Origin of the sequence: Priestia sp. Y58 (assembly GCF_029522095.1) — a bacterium.
GTDB lineage: Bacteria > Bacillota > Bacilli > Bacillales > Bacillaceae_H > Priestia > Priestia megaterium_E.
Window position 1 is genome coordinate 64,571 of record NZ_JAKWFL010000004.1, and the last position, 16,290, is coordinate 80,860.

12 protein-coding genes and 1 riboswitch are annotated in these 16,290 nt (G+C 37.4%); of the genes, 10 read left to right on the plus strand and 2 right to left on the minus strand.

The window, feature by feature from the left end:
• Positions 1–28: 28 nt before the first annotated feature.
• Positions 29–1,531 carry a glycosyltransferase family 2 protein gene (locus MMB68_RS13650; protein ID WP_277549044.1) on the minus strand — a complete coding sequence of 501 codons (1,503 nt, stop codon included), beginning with the start codon at positions 1,529–1,531 and terminating at the stop codon, positions 29–31.
• A gap of 24 nt (positions 1,532–1,555) precedes the next feature.
• Positions 1,556–1,641, minus strand: a riboswitch (cyclic di-GMP riboswitch).
• Positions 1,642–2,245: 604 nt separating this feature from the next.
• On the opposite strand from MMB68_RS13650, the gene MMB68_RS13655 reads away from it, so the two are divergent.
• The 3 genes from MMB68_RS13655 to MMB68_RS13665 are packed head-to-tail and all read left to right on the plus strand — an operon-like array spanning position 2,246 to position 5,710.
• A complete protein-coding gene (locus MMB68_RS13655) occupies positions 2,246–3,625 on the plus strand; it encodes an APC family permease (protein ID WP_277549045.1) in 1,380 nt (459 codons plus the stop codon).
• A gap of 52 nt (positions 3,626–3,677) precedes the next feature.
• Positions 3,678–4,550, plus strand: coding sequence for a carbon-nitrogen hydrolase (locus MMB68_RS13660; protein ID WP_277549047.1), 873 nt, complete (start codon positions 3,678–3,680; stop codon positions 4,548–4,550).
• A 38-nt stretch (positions 4,551–4,588) separates the two neighbouring features.
• A complete protein-coding gene (locus MMB68_RS13665) occupies positions 4,589–5,710 on the plus strand; it encodes a class II histone deacetylase (RefSeq protein ID WP_277549050.1) in 1,122 nt (373 codons plus the stop codon).
• A gap of 161 nt (positions 5,711–5,871) precedes the next feature.
• Here MMB68_RS13665 and MMB68_RS13670 read toward each other — a convergent pair whose 3' ends face one another.
• Entirely contained in the window at positions 5,872–6,699 is an 828-nt protein-coding gene (locus tag MMB68_RS13670) for a hypothetical protein (RefSeq protein WP_277549052.1), read from the minus strand.
• A gap of 400 nt (positions 6,700–7,099) precedes the next feature.
• On the opposite strand from MMB68_RS13670, the gene MMB68_RS13675 reads away from it, so the two are divergent.
• From MMB68_RS13675 to nagZ, 7 genes are all read left to right on the plus strand, one after another.
• Positions 7,100–7,243 carry a hypothetical protein gene (locus tag MMB68_RS13675; protein WP_277549053.1) on the plus strand — a complete coding sequence of 48 codons (144 nt, stop codon included), beginning with the start codon at positions 7,100–7,102 and terminating at the stop codon, positions 7,241–7,243.
• 153 nt (positions 7,244–7,396) lie between these two features.
• Entirely contained in the window at positions 7,397–8,923 is a 1,527-nt protein-coding gene (locus tag MMB68_RS13680; protein ID WP_277549054.1) for an Hsp70 family protein, read from the plus strand.
• A gap of 3 nt (positions 8,924–8,926) precedes the next feature.
• Positions 8,927–10,516, plus strand: coding sequence for an Hsp70 family protein (locus MMB68_RS13685; RefSeq protein ID WP_277549055.1), 1,590 nt, complete (start codon positions 8,927–8,929; stop codon positions 10,514–10,516).
• Between the two features lie 12 nt (positions 10,517–10,528).
• Positions 10,529–11,614: a nucleotide exchange factor GrpE gene (grpE, locus tag MMB68_RS13690; protein WP_277549056.1), complete on the plus strand. Its 1,086-nt coding sequence runs from the start codon at positions 10,529–10,531 to the stop codon at positions 11,612–11,614.
• Positions 11,611–13,089, plus strand: a complete 1,479-nt coding sequence (locus MMB68_RS13695) for an Hsp70 family protein (RefSeq protein ID WP_277549057.1) — start codon at positions 11,611–11,613, stop codon at positions 13,087–13,089. The genes grpE and MMB68_RS13695 overlap by 4 nt, the downstream gene beginning before the upstream one ends.
• A gap of 44 nt (positions 13,090–13,133) precedes the next feature.
• Positions 13,134–15,032, plus strand: a complete 1,899-nt coding sequence (locus MMB68_RS13700) for a TcaA NTF2-like domain-containing protein (protein WP_277549058.1) — start codon at positions 13,134–13,136, stop codon at positions 15,030–15,032.
• Positions 15,029–16,276 carry a beta-N-acetylhexosaminidase gene (gene nagZ, locus MMB68_RS13705; RefSeq protein ID WP_277549059.1) on the plus strand — a complete coding sequence of 416 codons (1,248 nt, stop codon included), beginning with the start codon at positions 15,029–15,031 and terminating at the stop codon, positions 16,274–16,276. The genes MMB68_RS13700 and nagZ overlap by 4 nt, the downstream gene beginning before the upstream one ends.
• Positions 16,277–16,290 lie beyond the last annotated feature (14 nt).

The window sequence follows — 16,290 nt, forward strand, 5'->3', positions numbered from 1 at the left end:
GATGTCTCCACGGAGACATCACTTTTTTTTACGCTTGAATAGGTTTTCGAAGCGTCCAAATTTGGTAAAACATATAAAGAGACTGATAGATGGTCAAATACGTCAGCAAGATCCAGCCGTTCATTAAGTACGGATAAATGGCTTGCTGAACAGAAGGGCTCGTTAAGTAACCACGGAAATAAATGCACAGGACAACAATCATTCCTGTAAACGCAAAGCCCGTTAAAATGCCTTGCCCTAATTTACTGCGCGTTTTCCCGTTTTCCGCGTTATATTGATTCGCCCAGCCGTCTTTTTTATTCGCGGCAAGCCTCTCTAGCCACACTTGACCAAACGTAATTAAATTCACCCATAAATAAATTTCCGGACTAATCAAAAGACCGGCGAGTATCACATCAATCGGCCTGTGCATCGGCGTTTTGACAGCGAGCATAATATTTAACACAGAAGCTAACGCAATGGGAATGATCCAAAGCCACGACCAGTAAAATTGATCGGTCGCAAGTGCAGCCGATAACAATACAATAAACAGCAGGCGAATCAGCAAATCACACAGCGTCTTAACCTGTGAACGCCACAGCTTTCCTTTATGCTTGGTTCTGACGTCCAAATTTCCGTTTGTCAGTAAATCCACGGTTCCAGACTTCCATTTATTACGCTGTTCACGGTACGTGTGATAGCTTCTCATCGAATCCACAAAGCAACGAGCGCCTGGACTGATTAACGTTTTCCAGTTGGATTTTTGCAGCTGCCACGTCAGCAGCATATCTTCAACGTCGCTGTCATTTTGCCAAGGACCGTCAAGCTTATTTTCTTCCACTATATTTTGAAGCGCTTCAGGGCGAAACAGCGTAGCCTGACCGCCGAGTACGTACGTGCTTCCGCCGTGGTACTGAAGATCCAACAGCCAGCTCGCCATATCCTGCTTCTGCTGATGCGTCCACCACCGGGCTATCGGTCCGCCGTACTCGCCGCTTGCAAGCTTTTCCTCGTAATGGACATCATCTTTTGACAGCGAGCTTTTCTTTTTAGGCATTCTCATCGTATATTTTGCCATCACGCCGCCGATGTTTCGGGACGTCATTAAATCTTCCCATAAATTAATGAGTGCTTTCGGAGCCAAGCGGCTGTCTGCATCCATTCCTAAAATCGCTTTAATCGACTCTTTATACAGCTGCTGATATTTCGTCAGCGTCGTATTGTATAAATCCAGTGTATCTCCATATATCTTTTTCCAAGCCGTATTTAACGCGCCGACTTTTCGTTGTTTATTGCCTTCAGTGACCAGTACTTTTACATTTAAATCAAATTCATCTCCGGCCAGCTCCGCTTTTTCTTTTGTGCGGTCCGTACAGTTATCTGCAATCACAAATACATCAAGCTCCACATTATTTGGAAGAAGCTGATCGCCTAACCCGGCCAAGCAGTCGCGAATTGATTTCTCTTCATTGTGCGCCGGAATAAAAGCCACAATTCGTGGCCTCATATACGAAGCTCCAATACTTCCATTAACGACACGCTGATTGTTCATATTTTCCTTTTACCTCCTGATATATCAGGAAACCCAGCTATCCTAGTCCTAAAGACCTTAGACCTGAAGTTTTGCGTCCCAGCCTTTCAACTGGTTTGCCTTTAACTGAACAAGTTAAGTTCACTACTCTTGTTTTCTTTAAAGAACGAAACACACAAAATGATACTATATAACGAATTTCTTTTTTAGATTTTACCATAAAAATAGGTTGAATTACCCTAAAAAAGATTCGACAAAATTCGATAAGGAGTAAATTGTAAAATACAGATATAGCCTTATATCGGGTATTGGTTGTCTTCTTGTTTGAGCAAGCCAAAAAGTGAAAGGAAATAAAAAGAGTAATAGTTAAAATCTTGTTTTGTACGGTCCTGTGAATGGAGTGGGTAGAAGAAAAAGAATTGAAGTGAAAATGCGAGAGATGAACTCTGGAAAGCGATAAGTTAATAGGTAAGTGAATATGTAAATTACTTTATAATTGTATATAATAAATTTTTTTGGATGAATATGTTAAAAATTCTGACAAAAGTAAAGACAAAGAAAAACCTATCGATTATAATGATAGAATAATGAATGATAGTCATTCATTATTCTTGTGGTTATTTTTGGATTGAAGTTATATCAACCTATAAATGAATGATAGTCATTCATTTATAGGTATTAAAATTAGAAGGGGGTATTATATGAAAGTGATACTAGTTAAGCAGGTGAAACAAGATGAAAGGTAATCGAAATGCTACATTTGCTCGTACGTTAACGCTTCGATCACTCGTCATTTTAGGTCTTGCATATATGGCTCCAATGACGGTTTTTACTACATATGGAGTTGTAGCTCAAACTACGCATGGCATGGTTTCTATGGCATATGTCATTGCTCTTGCAGCGATGCTATTTACCGCATACAGCTACGGACGTATGGCTAAAGAATATCCTTTATCAGGCTCTGCCTATACGTATACTCAAAAATCTATAAGTCCTCACCTAGGATTTCTTGTCGGCTGGTCTGTGCTTTTAGATTATCTTTTTTTACCAATGATTAATTTTTTGTTGGCGGGAACTTTTTTATCAGCTGCGTTTCCGTCTATTCCATCGTCTCTTTGGATTTTACTTTTTATTGTTATCATCACTTGCATAAACGTATTTGGCATTCGAATGACAGCAAAAGTGAATGGAATACTTGTTCTTTTTCAATTTCTTGTAACAGCTCTATTTGTTATCTTATCGATTAAAAAAATGATAGAAGGAGAAAGTGATCTTTTGTTCTTTTCTTCTTTACAGCTTTTCGGCTCAGAGGATTCTTTTTCTTTTGTTCTTGCAGGAGCTTCAATTCTCTGTTTATCTTTCCTTGGATTTGATGCTGTGACTACACTGTCTGAAGAAACAGTTGATCCAAAGAAAAATGTACCAAAAGCTATTTTTCTCGTAGCATTTATAGGAGGAATACTTTTTATACTTGTTTCCTACATTACCCAGCTTGTTTATCCAAACTATCATTCATTTAAAGTTGTAGATTCAGCTTCGTTTGAAATAGCAGCTTATATTGGAGGAACGCTCTTTTCATCTGTTTTTCTTGCCGGAATTATTACTTCAACGATCGCATCAGGAATTTCTTCACATGCCAGTGCTTCGAGGCTGCTTTATGCAATGGGCAGAGAATCCATGCTGCCTAAAAGACTATTTGCATATATACATCCAAAATATAAAACACCATCGCGAAACGTTGTATTTATTGGGTTACTTTCATTAAGCGCACTTGCAATGGACGTAGTTACAGCTGCTTCCTTTATCAATTTTGGAGCGTTAATTGCATTTACATTTGTAAATATCTCTGTTATCTTTCACTATTATATCCGGGGAAAACAAAGAGATGTTAAAGGCACATGCCGTTATTTAATCAGTCCCATTCTTGGAGCAGCCTTTACAATTTGGCTATGGACAAGCTTAGATATAAAATCTATTTCGTTAGGGAGTATTTGGGTTGTTATAGGCTTTATTTATCTAGTATACAAGACGTCATTTTTTACAAAGGCGCCGCCTCAATTTACTTTTGGTGAAAAAACAGAGCCAAACCAGCTCAAAACCGAACATATATCTTGATGAATTACGTTATTAATTATCTGAAATTTCTAACATAAAAGGAGAGGTTAAAATGAAAGAAACAGTAAAAGTTGGTCTTATTCAAGTTAAGTGTGAAGAAAGCGTTGAAGCTAATATTAACTACACGTTCACAAAGATTAAAGAAGCCGCAGCAAATGGAGCTCAAATTATTTGTCTACAAGAACTATTTAATGCTCAGTATTTCCCTCAAAGTGTGTCACCGGCAGGATATGAGCTGGCTATACCAGCAGAGAGCGCCGTATTAAAAGAAATGGCAGACCTTGCAGCAGACTTGAAAGTTGTGCTGATTGTGCCTTTTTATGAAAAAGCAGCTAGAGGCGTTTATTTTAATAGTGCAGCTGTATTTGATGCAGACGGAACTTGCTTAGGAATTACAAGAAAGAACCACATTCCTGACGGGCCGAACTATCATGAAAAATATTATTTTGTTCCAGGAAATACGGGATACCCGGTATATGAAACGCAGTATGGAACAATTGGAGTAGGAATTTGCTGGGATGAATGGTTCCCAGAAGTAGCACGAATTTTATCGCTGCAAGGAGCGGATATTCTATTTTATCCTTCTGCTATCGGTTCAGAGCCTGATCATCCTGAACTATCAACTCGTCCTGCATGGGAAAAAGCTATTTCAGCACACGGGATTTCAAATGGTGTTTTTGTTGCTGCGGTGAACCGGGTAGGAACTGAAAAAGATATGACCTTTTACGGAGGAAGCTTTGTAAGCAATCCAATGGGAGAAATTCTACAGTCTTTAACGGATGAAGAAGGGATTCTGATTCAAGAAGTTGACTTAAAAGAAATTGATTCAACACGTAATTTGCTTCAGTTTATGCGTGACAGAAGACCAGATACGTACGAATTATTATTAAAAAAAGAAGCATTTCGCACGCCTTCAAATGTATAAGCCTGATTTCTAGTATAAAAAGAAAGGAGCCAAACAGAATGATACATAAAACAAGCTGGATTTGGGATGACCGATTTTTACGCCATGACACCCGCAAGATTCAGTATGTATTTGAAGGTGGAGAAATAGTAGAGCCTTGTGACGAATTTGAAAACAAGCATCGAATGAATGTAATCAAAGAAATGATTGAAAAAAGCGGCTTAGCACATCATTTAGTTAGACAATCACCTTATGAAGCAACGGATGAAGATCTACTTCGGGTTCATACTAAAGACCATATTCAGCATGTCCAAAAAGCATGTAAAGCGGGAACGAGAGAGATTGGACCTGAGGCATATGCATCTGCTGAAACGGAAGGGATTGCGAGGCTATCCGCAGGTGCCGTCATGAAAGCAGTAGATACCGTAATGGAGAGTGAAACAATAAGTAAAGTCTATGCTCAAATACGTCCACCAGGGCACCACGCGTCTTCAGACCAAGCAATGGGCTTTTGTTTTTATAACAATGTGGCTGTAGGCGCTGCCTATGCAATTGAACATTACGGGTTAGAAAGGGTTGTTATCTTGGATTGGGATGTTCATCACGGAAACGGAACGCAAGACATCTTTTATGAACGTGACGATGTACTTGCTATTTCGGTTCATGAAGAAGATTATTTTCCATTAGAATCTGGTCAGGTACATGAAATCGGACAAGGAAAAGGGGAAGGATATAATATAAATATACCCGTGCCTCCCATGACTGGAGATAAAGGCTATCAATATGTATTTGAATCTATCATCGCACCAGTTATTAAACAATTTCAGCCTGAGCTTATCATAATATCAGCTGGACAAGATGCAAATGCTTTGGATCCCATCTCTCGTTTAATGGTAACAAGAGAAGGATTTAAATATATGGCAAACAAAATGCGAGAATTAGCAGAATCATATTGCAAAGGAAGGCTTATTGTAGCACAAGAAGGAGGATATAACCTAGCATACCTACCTATTGCAACCATGGGAGTTATTGAAGGCCTTACCGGGGTAGATGTGAACTGGAAAGATCCGCACGTTTTGCCGCAAAGAAAAACACCACCTGCTTTATTCGAAGGAGTAGATAACGTTATAAACTATCAGAAAAGTTTTTGGAAGTTTGCTGAGAAGGAAAGCTTTTGTTGAGAAGAAGAGGATCTAAGCAATTAATAGCATTAATATGTTAGAAATAAATGATATCTCATGATAAAAGAAGGCTAGGATAAAATCGAGTCAATTAAAATGAAAGAAGCCGAGGCGAACAGATTTTTGTTCTTCTTGGCTTCTTTCTGATTCATTTTTGAAATTTAAAATCCTAATATATCTTTTCTGGACTGAGGTGTTTCAACAAAGAAACTTGGAGAGTTGTTCCATTGTTTTGCTACTTGTTCTCCTTCGTTTGAGTCATTGTCTATGTAAAATTTAGAACCCTTATATATGAAGGTGCCACTATTTTTGTTGAACTGATATGTGCTAAATTCCCATCCGATAGGGCCTCCATTCCAGTAATTAATGAGCTGGATGTTATTGTTTCCTATCGGCTTGGGTCGTGACGAAAAAGATAATTCTTGAGATATTTCGCCTTCTTCAAGGAACGTTGCTTTTGTTAATTTACCATCTTTTAAATAATAGGCAGGGCCGCCTTCTGAGACACTAGCTTCTCTTGTTGAAAAGAATAAGAAGTTTGGTTGATCCTTCAATAAAGTGAAGGTGAAAATCATGTTTCTTGTTTTGTTATATTGATAATCTTTCATTTTAACATCTTGCAGGTAAACAGATGATTCGTTCGTCGGTTGAATGCCTATTTGATAATCACCTTCAAATATTTCATCGCCTTCACTAATACCAGCCCATACATCATCTGGCCCTGCAATCCATCTTTTATCTTGTAAAGCAAGTACATACACGTTATAATCCTGACCTTTTGTATCTCTAAGTGAAGTGCTATAACGGCTTTTAAGCTTTGTTTCTTCTAAAGAAATCTTTTTACCTGTTAAATTAGCAGCCCTTTTATCCACTGTTATTTGAGCCGAGGATCTTTCATTTTTAGTTGGGTGCGCTTGTTTGGAGAACAATACGATAAGTAAACTGCTAATAAGAATTGCCGTTAAAGAAAGAAAAATAGATTTTCTCATATAAAAATGACCCTCCTCTTCGTTTCCCTCTAGTTAAAAATTCCTAGAACATCTTAACATAGAAATTAAACCTTTATTGCTTATCATGAAATTTTTGGTTATTTCATAAGAAGTTTACATATATCGTACTGGTAAATAGATTAATTTTCTATATTTATAAGTCTTAAGAACTTTCTTTTTTGTAAAAATTGTCGATATAAAATGAAGTTATTAGGTAATTTTTACTTAGCCATCAAAATATATAGAAAAAGGTGAAGAAATGCTTAATGGTTTTAAGTTCATATGCTTACTAATTCTTTCAGTAGTTGCTTTAACAGTATGCTCAGGGAAAAAAGAAATGGGCTAGCTAGAACGAGGGATGAAATGAAGATGAATATTAACTACATGGAGGTGAAAAGAATTGGAAGATTACAAAGTTCATTATTATGGTTCAGACCCTAATCTTATTTTAAACAATAATGAAACGGCGGCAACTATTGCTCAGCAAGAGGAGTTTGGTTCTCTTGATGAACTTGTTATTGGTGAAGATGAAGATATAGATTAAATTTTATGTCGTTATATAGCGGACAAAATAGATAAAAATATAGAGATTTTTACAATAATATGTAGTAAAATGTTAATTGTTTAGTTCTAAAGTTTTGTTAAATAGATATTTTTGTATTTTTTTATTCTTGAATAAGAAAAAAGGAGTGGTTATATGGGTTTATCTATTGGGATAGATTTGGGAACGAGTAATTCAACAGCTGCTGTATATCGCAGAGGAAAAGTTGAAAGTATTCCAATTGAAGGAAAAAAAGTGCTGCCCTCGGTAGTATCTTACAAAGACAACGGACAAATTTTAGTAGGACATTCAGCTAAAGCGAGATTATATATTGATCCTCAAAATACTGTTTCTTCTTCTAAGCGCTTTATTGGAGATTCCAATAAGCAATACCATATACATAATAAAGCTTTAACCCCAGTAGACATTGCTCAGGAAATCCTAAAAAAGATAAAAACCGAAGCAAGTAAATATTTAGGTGAAGAAGTAAAAGATGCTGTTATTACCATTCCGGCTTATTTTACAGATGAACAGCGTGAAGCGACTAAAAAAGCGGGAGAACTAGCGGGCTTTAATGTGTTAAGACTGCTTTCTGAACCTACAGCTGCAGCTATTGCCTACGGTCTTGATAAAGAAAGAAACCAAACGATTATGGTATATGACCTAGGCGGGGGAACGTTTGACGTATCTATCTTAAAAGTAGAAGGCAATTCATTTGAAGTTGAAGCCGTGGATGGTGATTCATTGCTTGGTGGTGACGACTTTGATGAAAAAATTGTGAGCTATTTATTAAGTAACGTTTCTAATGGGGCTGCTGCTAATCAAATGTCCCCAGGCTCGCTTTCTATGCAACGTCTTAAAGAAGCGGCAGAAGAAGCAAAAAAAGAACTTTCAGAAAGTGACTTTACGGATATATCTATACCAGATATTTTTGGAACTCATATTGATGAAGAAGTGGACGTTGAAACATTTAACAAAATGATTCAGCCATTGCTAGAACGAACGATCAATAAAATGAATGAGGTATTAGAAGAAGCTGATTTAACCAAAAGAGATATTAGCAGAGTGATATTAGTAGGTGGTTCTACAAGAATGAGAGCAGTGCAAGAAGCTGTAACTCAAAATATAAAAAAACCATACATAGCAGACAACGTAGATGAAATCGTAGCTCAAGGCGCAGCTATTATGGCAGCCAATTTATCGGCTCCTAGCATTGATGCAGCACCTGTACCTATAGAAGTAAAAGACGTTACGGCCCATTCATTAGGTATTGGTTTGTATAATCAAAATGATGAATACAGAATTTTTCATTTAATTGAAAAAAATACATCTATTCCATGTATGGGAGCAAATATTGGAACCACTAGATTTCCAAACCAAACAGGTGTGGAACTCCCGGTATATCGTACTGAGGATTATTTACCTCAAGATAAGGATTTGTTAGGTGAGTTAGTATTACCGGTTACGCCTAAGAAGGAGCTCATCCCTGTTATTTCTCTATTTGAGCTAGATGTTGATGGAATCTTAACATTTTCTAGTGCAGAACTTTCTCCTAATGCTTTTTTGGTGGAGAAATACCTACAAACTGGTGAAATGGATTTAGTAATGCTAAAAAATATGATTCAAAATAATGAGTTAAAAATTAAAAAAATTGTAATCGACACAAATAAACAGGAGGCTTAATTCATGGCAATTATCGAAAAAAACAGCCCGTATATTCTTGGAATAGATTTAGGAACATCCAATTCAGCAGTTTCTATTTATCGTAAAGGAAAACCACATATGATTAAGATGGGAAAAGAAGCAACGATTCCTTCTGTAGTCAGTTTCCGTTCTGAAGAGGATGTGCAGGTAGGGGAAACAGCAAAACGCCGAATTTTACTTGACCCGGAACGTACCATTTCATTTATAAAACGTGAAATGGGAACGGAGTGGAAGAAGGAATTCTTTGATAAGGCTTACCGTCCTGAAGACGTATCAGCGGAAATCTTATCTAAAATGAAAGAGTATGTTATTAATCAAGAAGATTTTGAATTAAATGGAACCCCTGCTTATGCAGTTATTTGTGTGCCGGCCAACTTTGATGATAATAAAAAGCGGGCTACTCGAGAAGCGGCTGAATTAGCTGGTTTGAACGTAACGTATTTATTAGAAGAGCCTGTAGCGGCAGCTATTGCGTATGGAATGGAAGTAGGCAGAAACCAAACGATTATGGTATATGACCTAGGTGGAGGAACGTTTGATGTATCTATTTTAAAAGTAGACAGTGTCTCCGAAGATTCACAGGCGAAATTTACTATTCTTTCAAAAGAGGGAAATCCTGAACTTGGAGGATATGACATTGATCAAGTGATCATGAATTTAATAGGAGAAGATTTCAAAGCAAAAAGCAATCTAGATCTTTTCGACTTAGAAGCTGACCAAGGGTTATCGGCTACTACGTTGTTAGAAGCTCAGCAGAAACTTCAAGAAGCCTGTGAGCACGCAAAAAAAGAGCTGTCTGAGACTGATTTTGTAGCTATAGAAATTCCAAATATTATTAAAGACGAATTTGGTAATGTTCACAATATTGATTATGAACTATCAAGAGAAGATTTTGAAGCAGCCATTAGTCCATTGATTGATCAAACGATAGATACAATGAAAAAGGCACTGACAAATGCTGAATTAGACGTTCGCGATATTTCTCGCGTTATTTTAGTAGGAGGCTCATCTCGTATTCCATTAGTGAGTGCAAAGATTAAGGAACTGCTAAATAAAGAGCCTTATTCTAACATTGATCCAGATACTGTAGTGGCTCAAGGTGCAGCAATCTTTGGAGCAAGTTTAGGTGTACCTACTGATAAGTTAGATGAAACGAATGACGGAGACGAAGAAGATAAGCCTAATACGGAAATTGAAATGAATAACATTGTTACTCATCACCTTGGAATTGAAATTGTTGGAGGGCGCTTTAACGAAATTATTGAAAAAGGTCTTGAACTAACGCAAGATAAGCCTTCTGTTTCAGTACAAAAAGAATATAGCACTCATCAAGATAATATGACGGAAATACGAATTACAGTGTTCCAAACACCAGAACCAGTAGACTATGTAAGTGACCCTCAGTGTGTGTGTATTGGAGAGTTCTTCTTAAGCGGAATTCCGGCAGCTCCCAAAGGGAAACATCGAATTCTAATTAACTTTGAAATCAATCAACAAAATGAAGTAATTGTAACCGCTAAGCTTAATGGAGACGACGAAGTAGTTAGTCAAATTACTATTCAAAGAAATTAGGAGCTGAATTAAATGATAGAAAAATCGGGACTGGTGCAAGAACTGCTCGTTCTTCAACAGCAGTACGAAGGCAGACAAAAAGAGCTGGAGAAATGGAAAGCTGAATTTGACCGTTTGAGTCAAGAAACAGAGCAGTTTATGTTTTCTTTTCATGAAAAATACGAGCAAACGACTATCGATGAAGAATTCACTGATGAATTGAAAGAGAAATTAGAGAACAGACTTGAAGGAATCAGGCTCTCGGATAAAAGTGTCGGTCGCTTGATTCGCAGGCTTAATCCTGAAAAAGAAATCGAAACAGCTACTTCTGAGTTTATCTTGGCAGAAAAAATTGGTGAACAAATTAATAAAAATCGACAAGTAGTTTCTGAAACAGAAGAAGTAGTATCAGACTCTGCATCCGATCTGCAGAATCAAGATGATGTTGAAACGACAGCGGAGGAAAATCATTCAGAAGCATTAGAAGTAGATGAAAACAACGCGCAAGAACATGACATTCAAAATCAACCGATTGAAGACGGTTCTATTGAAAAAGAAGCAGAAGTTACAGAAGAAACAGAGAGTGGAACTTATAGTGAAAGTGAAGCAGCGCTGTTAAAAGAAGCAATTCGTTCGAACCAAAACGTTCTTGAAGAAGTAAATGAAAGAATTGAAGCAGCTGAAAAAAGATTTGTTACATTTATGGAAAAAGGCGTCGCTCCTATCATCGACGGTCTTTACAGTGGGAGTAATTATGCCAATGACCTGCTAGTTGAACTAGAACAGCAAAATCACGAACAGTTCTCAAAAGTAAAAGAGTGGTTAACTATCTATCCGCGTTTAATGAAAGATGTTGAAGGGTTATTTAATGAGTTTCACGTGGAGCTTTACATTCCTCAGCCTCAAGACACGTTCGATGAATACAAACATGAACCTATTGGCGTTGTTGAAGATGATGAGCTAGAAGATGAGCAAATTAAAGAAGTTGTTCGATACGGCCTTATCTATCAAAAGGAATTATTTAATCAGTCTCATTTTCTCATTCGTCCAGCTCAAGTAATTGTCGTGAAAAATAAGTCAAAAGACCTTGTAGAAGAGAATAGAGGGAATGTTGAATGAGGCATGATAATGAAAAAAAACCGGTGCTAGGCATAGATTTAGGAACAACTTATTCAGCTATTGCTAGGTGGACGGAGAAAGGGCCTAAGGTTTATCAAAACCCCCGAAGAGAATATACATGGGCTTCTGTTGTTTATTATGATGAGCGTCAAGAAAAGCCGCTGGTGGGAAATTTGGCGCTAAAGCGTGCTTTAATTGACCCGGAAAATGCCATTATTGGGGTAAAGCGAATGATGGATGACGGGCAACAGAAAATTCAAGTAGGAAACAAAGAATTTACGCCTATTGAAGTATCATCTATGATTCTACGTGATGTATATGAATACGCAGAAAAAACAACTCCAGGATTCGATCCTGCAGGAGTTGTTGTGACGGTTCCTTATTACTTTACAGCGCTTCAGTGTACCAATACTTCTGAAGCTGCATCTTTAGCTAATCTAAATGTACTCGGTATTATCCAAGAACCGGTAGCTGCAGCGTTAGCTTACGGTGTTCATAATGAAGAAGCCCTTCGAGATGAAATCATTATGGTCTTCGATTTAGGTGGAGGCACGTTTGATTTAACCATTTTTAGATTCACCAATAGTCCCGAGCGTCTTTTATTTGAAGTACTGGCAACCGGAGGAGACGATCGTCTTGGAGGGTTAGACTTTGATGAAAGCTTAGCTGAGTTTATCAAAGTGAAAGCGAGTTTAGATTTTAACGGTCTAACTGTAGAAAACGAACTTAAAGCGAAAGCAGCATTGATGGAAGCAGCTAAAGAAGCGAAAGAAATTTTATCTTATGAAGAATACACGGATATTATTAAGCCTAATATTTTACCTGGACAGCATATTGAACTAGAAATTACGCGTGACGATTTTGAAGGATGTATCGCTCATTACTTTGAAAAAATGGACAGTATTATTGATAAAGTAATTGAAGAATCATCACTATCCCGAACGGATATTAGCCGAGTGATTAAAGTTGGAGGTTCCAGTCGTATTCCAAAGATTGATCAAATTCTCTCGCAAAAAATCGGGGACAATAAAATCTACGGAGATATAGATCCAGATTTATGTGTCGCACAAGGAGCAAGCATCTACGCAGCCTTTTTAGATGGACGCATTGAGTGGTCTAAAGAAATTGAAATTCAAACAGCTACTGCTCATGCTCTAGGTGTAGAAGCAGCTAATGGAGAATTTAGTACGCTTATTCCAAGTAATCGACGCACACCTTGTGAAGTGACAAAAGTGTATACCTTAGACACAGATTATTGTGAAGAACTAGATATTGAATTGTATCAAGGTTCCTCAAAGTATATTCGCAACAACAAAAAAATCGGTACGATTAATGTGACAGGGCTAAAAAAATGTAAAGCAGGCGAGTTAGACATTCATATTACGTTCCGAATTAGCCAGCAGCAGTCCGTTTCTGTCACGATTGTACAAAGAGAAAGTAATATTAGGAAAGTGGAAAGTGTGAAATTAACATAACAATAGTTTCATAACTTGTTAGATAAAGGATAAGGTGATCACTATTGAAAATAGAAGGCTATGATATAAAAAGAGAACTTTTTTCTTTTGAAAACGTGACAGTGTATGAAGTGATAAAGCAAAGTGACGGTAAAAAGTTTCAATTACGCGTCATGAAATTGATCAATGGCGAAGATAGAGCAAGTGAAGATCGCTGGTACCATCAATATGAAGATTATCAGCTCAATATTAACAACTACAAGTATCTTCCGCGTGTTTCAACCATTGCAACTCAAGATCAACTTTTTGTCTATGCTCTGCTAGAAAGTGAAGCAGGTCAGACTTTAAAAGAAAAAGGAAGTATTGAAATTCATGAAGTTGAATATTTAATTGATGCGCTTCGTCACCTTCATGCACAGCGTTTTGTACATGGATTTATCTGCCCAGAGAATATTTGGATGAGTGACGAAGGAAATCGTACAGTTTTATACGGCGCAGGAGAATATAAAGCTATTAGTAACAGCTATGACCCAAAGCAATCTTCTGATATCACACAGCTAGTCGATATCATCTCTGATTATTCAACTGTTAATGAAGAAATAATTGAAAAGTTAAAGGCTAAAAGTGATCTGTCTCTCGGAGAAATAGCGTCTATTCTAGACGAAGCAAAAGAGATGAATCCTAGAGTTCCCAAGCCAAAGCTAGTAGAACGGGAAGATAAAGTCATCCCTACGGCTCCTTCTATACCTGAAGAAAAAGAAGAGAAGCCAAAACCAAAAGAAAAACGGGAGGAGTATAAAGAACAAACAGAAGAACGAAAAGAAGAGAAAACAGAAAAAACGAATGAAGAGAAACGTTCAAAAGAGAAGAAAGCTGTACCATTCGTATGGAAAGCAATGACTGGTGTGTTAGTCGTTGCTGTCATGGTGCTTTTGTTTATGGTTGGTAAATCCTTTAATAATGAAGAACCGGCTCCTGTAGAACAAACAGCAGCAGAAGTTACGAAAAATAATCAGCAAGAAACACCAAAGGCTGATGAAGGTAATTCTAATGATGCAGGTACACAAGATAACACAGAGGCAGAGGAACAACCTTCTGTTCGACAAGAGCCCGCTCAAGAAGAGGAACCTGTTGAAGAAGAGGAAGGCCCCAGCTACACAGCACAGCAAGTTAGTGATTTTATGGCGGGGTACTCCAGTGACAGTATTGAAGCGGTGAACAGTCGAAACTTTACTGTTGTAGAAGATTCACTTGACCCTTCAGGTAAAGCCTATAAAGAACAGCGTGACTACCTTAAATATCTTGAAAAGAAAAACATTACAGAAGAAAGCTTAGGATTTACTGTTAACAAGGTTGTATCCGTCGATCAATCAACCTATAAAGTAACTACTCAAGAAGAATATGAGATTTTTTACGATGACGGTTCGTCAAAAATAAAGAGTTTTAGCAGTTCTTATATCGTAAAAGTTTTAGCAAATGGAAATTTGGCTGTTAACGAACTGTTATATACTCAAGAGCTCTCTTCTTCAGCAAATGAAGAAGCAGACGATAGCTCAACGGCTTCAATTGCGCCAACTATCCCAGCACAGCCTGAATCATCTTCGGATGATTCAGGAGCTATTGAAAGCACGATTCGACTTCATTATGGAAGTATTAGTAACGAAAATTTTTCAACAGCGTACAATTTGTTTTCTTCGTCATTTAAACAACAAGTAAGTCAAACGGTTTGGGAAAAAGGACTTCAGCAAAACATGTACGATGAACTAGGTGCAGTAGAAGTAAAACAAATAGATGCTAATCGAGCTACAGCATATATTGAAATGACTTCATATGACGATAACAACGATGGCACAACATTAGTACAAAAGTGGGTTGGAAACTGGAATCTCGTTCAAGAAGGTGGCAGCTGGAAACTAAATAAACCTGAACTAAAAAAAGTTAGCTCCAAGGTTGAGGCACAATGAAGCGCGTAAGCAAGATAGCGCTTCTTTTTCTAATGGCAATTTTAGTGATTACAGCAGTAAGTTCACTTGTGCTTAACACATCTAAGCCTAAAGTTGCTTCTGAGAATGTAAAAGGTGAGTCTAGTAAAAAAACAGCTCCAAAAACGGCATCAAATCATAAAAAACAAGATAGTGTGACAGAAAAGGTAGATAGCTTAATGGCCCGCATGACGCTTGAAGAAAAAATTGGTCAGTTAATGATAATCGGCTTTCAAAGCGGTGAAATGGATGAACATGTTCAAACGATGATTAAAGATTATCACGTAGGAGGCATCATTTTATTTGATCGCAATATGAAATCACCTGCTCAAGTAGCTGAACTAAATAACCACCTTCAGCAGCTGGCTCTAAAAAACCAACATCATATTCCTTTGCTGACGAGCGTGGACCAAGAGGGTGGAGCTATTACTCGAATGAAAGACCAGGTTTCTTATCTTCCTTCTCAACAGGAGCTAGGAAAAGAAAAGAATGCTGAACAAGTGTATGATACAGCTTATCGTTCTGGACACGAATTAGCAGCGATGGGATTTAATTTAAACTTTGCACCCGTTTTAGATTTATCTAACACCGACACACGTTCATTCGGAAAAGACCCTTATCTTGTGAACACTTATGGTAACGAAGTCATTAAAGGATTAAACGATTCAGGAATCACAGCAACCTTAAAACATTTTCCTGGAAATGGCCGGAGTGATATAGACCCGCATAAAGAAACATCTTCTGTAGAAGCAAATCAGCTCGATTTAGAAAATAGTGATATTTATCCTTTTAAGAAACCCATACAGAATGTAGATAACAATCGCTTTTTTGTAATGGTTACACATATTAAATATCCTGCTTATGACAAAGTAAATCCAGCTAGCCTGTCTCCAATTATTATTCAAAAGCTATTAAGGGAAAAGCTGGGCTACACAGGAATTGTTATCACAGATGATTTAGAAATGGGGGCGGTAAATAAATATTTCACACCTAGAGAAATGGGATACAAAGCATTAAAAGCAGGAGCGGATATTTTGCTTGTGTGTCATACGCTCGAAACGCAAGAAGAACTCTTTAACGGTGTAGTAGAAGCAGTTCAAAACCATAAACTCTCTGAAGCTCGTATTGATGAAGCAGTGAAAAGAGTACTGACTTATAAGTTAAGCGCTATTAATTCAACTTATTCGGATCCAGAGCTTGCTGAAAGAATAGTTGGGGAAAAGTAAGAAAATTAAAAAAT

What these genes read in the sequence shown, in the direction of transcription:
- MMB68_RS13655 (WP_277549045.1), top strand. Translation starts at nt 2,246, where the DNA reads ATGAAAGGTAATCGAAATGCTACATTTGCTCGTACGTTAACGCTTCGA.
- MMB68_RS13665 (WP_277549050.1), top strand. Translation starts at nt 4,589, where the DNA reads ATGATACATAAAACAAGCTGGATTTGGGATGACCGATTTTTACGCCAT.
- MMB68_RS13685 (WP_277549055.1), top strand. Translation starts at nt 8,927, where the DNA reads ATGGCAATTATCGAAAAAAACAGCCCGTATATTCTTGGAATAGATTTA.
- nagZ (WP_277549059.1), top strand. Translation starts at nt 15,029, where the DNA reads ATGAAGCGCGTAAGCAAGATAGCGCTTCTTTTTCTAATGGCAATTTTA.
- MMB68_RS13670 (WP_277549052.1), bottom strand. Translation starts at nt 6,699, where the DNA reads ATGAGAAAATCTATTTTTCTTTCTTTAACGGCAATTCTTATTAGCAGT.
- MMB68_RS13695 (WP_277549057.1), top strand. Translation starts at nt 11,611, where the DNA reads ATGAGGCATGATAATGAAAAAAAACCGGTGCTAGGCATAGATTTAGGA.
- MMB68_RS13680 (WP_277549054.1), top strand. Translation starts at nt 7,397, where the DNA reads ATGGGTTTATCTATTGGGATAGATTTGGGAACGAGTAATTCAACAGCT.
- MMB68_RS13650 (WP_277549044.1), bottom strand. Translation starts at nt 1,531, where the DNA reads ATGAACAATCAGCGTGTCGTTAATGGAAGTATTGGAGCTTCGTATATG.
- MMB68_RS13660 (WP_277549047.1), top strand. Translation starts at nt 3,678, where the DNA reads ATGAAAGAAACAGTAAAAGTTGGTCTTATTCAAGTTAAGTGTGAAGAA.
- grpE (WP_277549056.1), top strand. Translation starts at nt 10,529, where the DNA reads ATGATAGAAAAATCGGGACTGGTGCAAGAACTGCTCGTTCTTCAACAG.